Origin of the sequence: Pedobacter agri PB92, assembly GCF_000258495.1 — a bacterium.
Classification (GTDB): domain Bacteria; phylum Bacteroidota; class Bacteroidia; order Sphingobacteriales; family Sphingobacteriaceae; genus Pedobacter; species Pedobacter agri.
This window is the reverse complement of record NZ_AJLG01000264.1, coordinates 1-4,827: the sequence shown is the minus strand read 5'-3', so window position 1 is coordinate 4,827 and position 4,827 is coordinate 1. Positions and strand designations below refer to the sequence as shown.

Below are 4,827 nucleotides of genomic sequence, written 5' to 3'. Positions count from 1 at the left end.
TATATTTTGATAAAAAGTTATGATTCGGTGAATATTGATCAACTAAAAGAACTTTTTAAAGATTTAATCTCTACTAAAGGAATTTCTACAAAAATTGAAATTGTTTATTTCGAAATGGAACTTCCATCTTAAATACCCTCAATGAAAAGCAGTTCTAAATTAATAAGTCGAAGTTTGAAGATTGTTATAGCATTTGTTGTAACTGTTCTAATTTCTCACGTTGCATACTCTCAACAAGTTCCCTTTACTCCGCGTACTTCTCAGAAAGCACCAGGAAATTATAAAGGTAAAGCAACATATAATCTACAGGGTGATTTTGTTATGGTTGGAAACACAAACCTAACTTTATCAGTCTATAATGATAATGTCGATAACAGCAGTAGTATAATGAAATATGTCGATATTGATAATGATCCTAATACTTTTAATTCATCGTCTGCGGATTTGCAATTCGGTACAGATGCGGCATGCACTAAAATCATTTTCGCTGGTTTGTATTGGACAGGTAGGGCTCATAATGATAATGATAATAGTCCAAATGTTTTTAATGTAACCAAAAATGGAGTTACAAAAAGCTTCAACAAGAGAAAGGTAAAGCTCAAAGGGCCAAATGGAGGCTATCAGGAGGTAACTGCAGGTACAAACGACATATATTTTCCAACAAGCGGTAATCGTGTAATGTATTCTGCTTATGCAGATGTTACGGATTATGTAATTGCTCAAGGTATAGGAAATTACACCGTTGCTGACATTGCCATCAATGAGGGTACAAGTGATGGTACAGGGTTTTATGGAGGATGGGGAATGGTTGTTATTTATGAAAATCCAACTAAGGTTTGGAGGGACATAACAGTTTTTGATGGGAATGCATTTTTATTAGGAAGTTCTTCCACCGCACTTGAGTTACCAGTTACTGGTTTTCAAGCAGTGAAGAATGGCCCCGTTAATATCAAAATGGGCATGATGGCGGGTGAGGGTGATCGAAATATTACAGGTGATTATTTCAAAATACGTAATGCGGCAAATAATGCATGGGTCACGTTAAATCATACTGGAAATACTGGTAATAACTTTTTTAATTCCAGTATTGTTACAGGCGGTAATGCTCGTAATCCCAATTTGTCTAATAACACTGGAATTGATGTGAGTATGTTTAACCTGGCAAATAGTGGCAACTCCATTATTAGTAATAACCAAGTTTCAACAAGATTTCAATACGGGAGTACACAGGATACCTACAGCATCTTTAATATCGTATTTGCCGTTGACGCCTACATTCCGGAAGTGCAGGTTTTTAATGCAAACCAATCAAGCGTTTCTAATAATGATTCCGTCGATCCAAATCAAACGATTGAATTTACGTCAACAATTTACAACAAAGGCACCGAACCGATAAGTAATGGAGTGGTTGAAATACCTTTGCCGCATAATGTGCATTATGTAAGTTCGAATGTAACTGTTGGTTCAGGTACATCAGTTGTTTGGTCGCACCCATCTGGTGCAACAGATCCAAACATCACTCCTGGTGGTAAATTAACGTGGACTGTTGGTAATTTAATTAAGCCAACGGATCCAAATACTATATTGGCCCAATTGAAATACCGCATTAGGGTTACCAACGATTGTACCATTCTGACAACCGGAGGTGCCTGTGGTTTGGTCATCAATTTAGATGGTACTTTTAAAGGTACAGGTACAAATTCTGGTATTGCGATCAACAATGGATTTGTAATTGGGTACAATGCAGATTGTGGAAATACACCAATTCGTGATCCATTTCAAATGAACATCGTTCCTTCTCAGGCTTTTATCGATAATTGTCCGGTAGGGGTGAATAATGGAACAAAACAGTTCAAAGCATTTTGTTCATCGCCTGGAAACGCTATTCAGCGTAGCACTATCACCTCAGCATATCCATTAGGTAGCAAATTTTATTCGGTGAGTCCAGCGGTTGCAGGTTATACCACCTCTTTGATTTCGGAAAATTTTCCTGTAACAAATGATGGTAACCCAACGGCATACTATGCAGTTTTAGAAGGTATGGCTGCCGGATGTTTCCTGAAGTTGGAAACCTTGACGGAAATCGTGACAACCCAGCCTACAGTAAATAATCTTAACTGGTGTGCCGGAAGCCCTGTTGCCTTTAACAATCAACTATCACCAGCAGGTGCAGCAAATGGTAATCAATTGTATTACTTCGCCAATGCGAATGATACTACTCCACTATCATCTGTGCCAAATCCAACTGCGGCAGGTACCTATAATTATTTCGTTGCTGAAGGGTTAACTAAAAACGGAACAACTTGTTTTGGTCCAAAAGTGCCTTTCAGAGTAGATGTTTATGCATTACCAATTATCACCCAAAATTTGGCCGAGGATTTCTTCGTATGTGCTGATGATGCAAAAACAATCAGTATTCAAAGTAATGCAACCACAGTGGTTTGGGAATATTTTAATACGAATACTTCCAGCTGGTCTGTCTTAACTGCGAACACCTTTGTTGATGAGGTAACACCAACAGGATCGGAGGTTAAATTCACCAGCCCGTCAATTGATCGTGATCAACTAAAGATTCGTGCTAAATTGACTTCATCAAACAGTTGTACAATTTACTCTAAAGAAGTAACTATCGAAGTGCGTTTGTGTAACATCATTACCAATCCAATGCTTCCTGCTAAAATTATCAAGAACTAAGAAAATGAGAAAGAAAATTATACCGATTCTGCTTTTGATTTTTCTGTTGATCAGTAGCTCTAAAATTTATGCGCAAACAGGAGCAGGCAGCAAAACTGTCGATGATTCGGCAGTGATTGTATCCGTTGGTAATACAGAAACTCGATATGCTGAAGGAACTTACTTTGGTCCGAATGCAAACTGGGTGATTAACGGAACATTAGAAATATACAGCAAAAACATTTGGATAGCACCTGGAGCCAAGTTTTCAGGATCTGGGAAAATTGTAATTTATAATCCGGCAGATAATCCGTTTTATCCGAATATGCCTGCCAGTTCAACCATGATTGATGGTAACAATAGCAACTTTATCGACCTGATCATTGAACATAGAAACAGAAACAATGCTACTTTAACTGATGTAGCTGATCCAGGTTATAACACGGCGAATCCATCTGGTGCGTTAGCTGCAACACTTAATATCGGTGGTACGCTCGATTTGGCTACAAATGGCGCAAACATCATCTTAAATGGAAATAATCTTGCCTTTAATGCTGCAGGTAAAGTTACGAACTACAGCCAAAATAGAATGGTGGTTACCGGAAACAGCATCGCTGGGCATATGGTTAAGGAATTTTCTGACAATACCGCTTTTGTATTTCCTGTAGGTATTGCTGAAGGTGACTATACCCCTGCAACTTTAACACCACAAGCGGCAGCTAAACTTTATGTAAGTGTTCAAAATTATTCAGCTGCTAACCTTCCCGGAATTACTTCGGTGCAAGGGATGGACCGTACCTGGAATATTTACTCGTCAGCTCCAGTTCAAACTACGATCACGCTTCAGCATAATCAGAATACAAATGGATCTAAATTCGTCGATGCTACCGCGACAATTGCCCGTTATTTAGGCAATTCAAATTGGGATATCGTATCCGGAACTAATCCTGCGCTTGGCATTCATACCCGCTCTAATGTTTTAATTGGCGCAGACATGGCAGCTAATGGTGCATTTTTTACAAAACATTCTATTTCGGGGAATAACCTTTTTGTACCTAATTTATTTACACCAAATGGTGATGGCATAAACGATTTATTCGAAATCCGCGGACTGAACCTTTTCGCTCAAAATGATCTGGTAATTGTAAACCGATGGGGTAACGAAGTTTATAAATCTAACAATTACCAAAATAACTGGTCGGGAGAAGGCTTAAACGAAGGAACTTACTACTATTTGCTTCGGGTTAAAGAAAACGCTTCAGCTCCTTGGCAGGTGTTTAAAGGATATATTACATTAATTCGTGCATTTAAAAATTAAGGCTAAGGTGATGATGAAGAAATTATTATTGATAATTGGGTGTTTCATTTTATTCTTTGCGATGCCCGTTTCGGCTCAGCAAGATGCCCAATATAGCCAGTACATGTTCAACGGCATTTACATTAACCCGGCTTATGCAGGTTATAAAGAGGTTTTGAATGTGCACAGTTTTTACCGGAGCCAGTGGACGGGCATTACCGGAGCGCCGAAAAGTATGTCGCTTGCTGTTGATGCCATTGCCAACAGTGGAAATGTGGGGTTAGCCCTTCAGGTATCAAGTGATAAACTTGGTGCACAAACCAACCTGGCTGTTTACGGAAACTATGCTTACCGGATTCGTTTAAATGATGACGGAAGTTCGAGGTTGGCACTAGGATTAGGGGTGGGGATGGTACAATTAGGCATTGATGGGTCGATGTTAAACCCGAACGATCCGGAGCCTTTTCAACCGGTAGGCGTTCAAAGTACCATTGTACCAGATGCGAGGGCAGGTGTTTATTTTGCAAATGATAAATTTTATGCCGGCTTCTCTGCTGATAACCTGATTGCTACTTACATCAATATCGATCGATATGCTTTCATTCCTCAACCAAAGCCACATTACTACTTAACAGCAGGCGCTTTGTTTCCGATTAATGAAAACTTCCAGGTAAAACCATCTTTCCTTTTGAAAGATGACCGGGGCGGACCAACCAGTTTAGATGTGAATGCTTTCTTGTTGATCAAAGAGTTTTTATGGGTGGGTGGATCTTATCGTACAGGAGTGAAACTTTATGATAAAAGTTATTTACAAAGAGACCTCACGCCAAGAAACTCGGCAGTTGCTGCCATTCAAA

At 39.2% G+C, this 4,827-nt stretch carries 3 protein-coding genes; all 3 read left to right on the top strand.

Translation table 11 applies throughout. The annotated features are described in order from the left end of the window. The first annotated feature begins 174 nt into the window (after positions 1-174). Positions 175-2,694, top strand: a complete 2,520-nt coding sequence (locus tag ON09_RS22615; protein ID WP_157259056.1) for a DUF11 domain-containing protein — start codon at positions 175-177, stop codon at positions 2,692-2,694. Between the two features lie 4 nt (positions 2,695-2,698). Then, positions 2,699-3,991 (top strand): gliding motility-associated C-terminal domain-containing protein, encoded by a 1,293-nt coding sequence (locus ON09_RS22610; RefSeq protein ID WP_010603344.1) that lies wholly within the window; start codon positions 2,699-2,701, stop codon positions 3,989-3,991. 10 nt (positions 3,992-4,001) lie between these two features. Further along, a partial coding sequence (locus tag ON09_RS22605) for a PorP/SprF family type IX secretion system membrane protein (protein ID WP_238533788.1) occupies positions 4,002-4,827 on the top strand: 826 nt, incomplete at its 3' end.

Bases quoted from the DNA above. Each gene is read 5' to 3' on its own strand.
- ON09_RS22610 (WP_010603344.1), top strand. From the start codon at position 2,699: ATGAGAAAGAAAATTATACCGATTCTGCTTTTGATTTTTCTGTTGATC.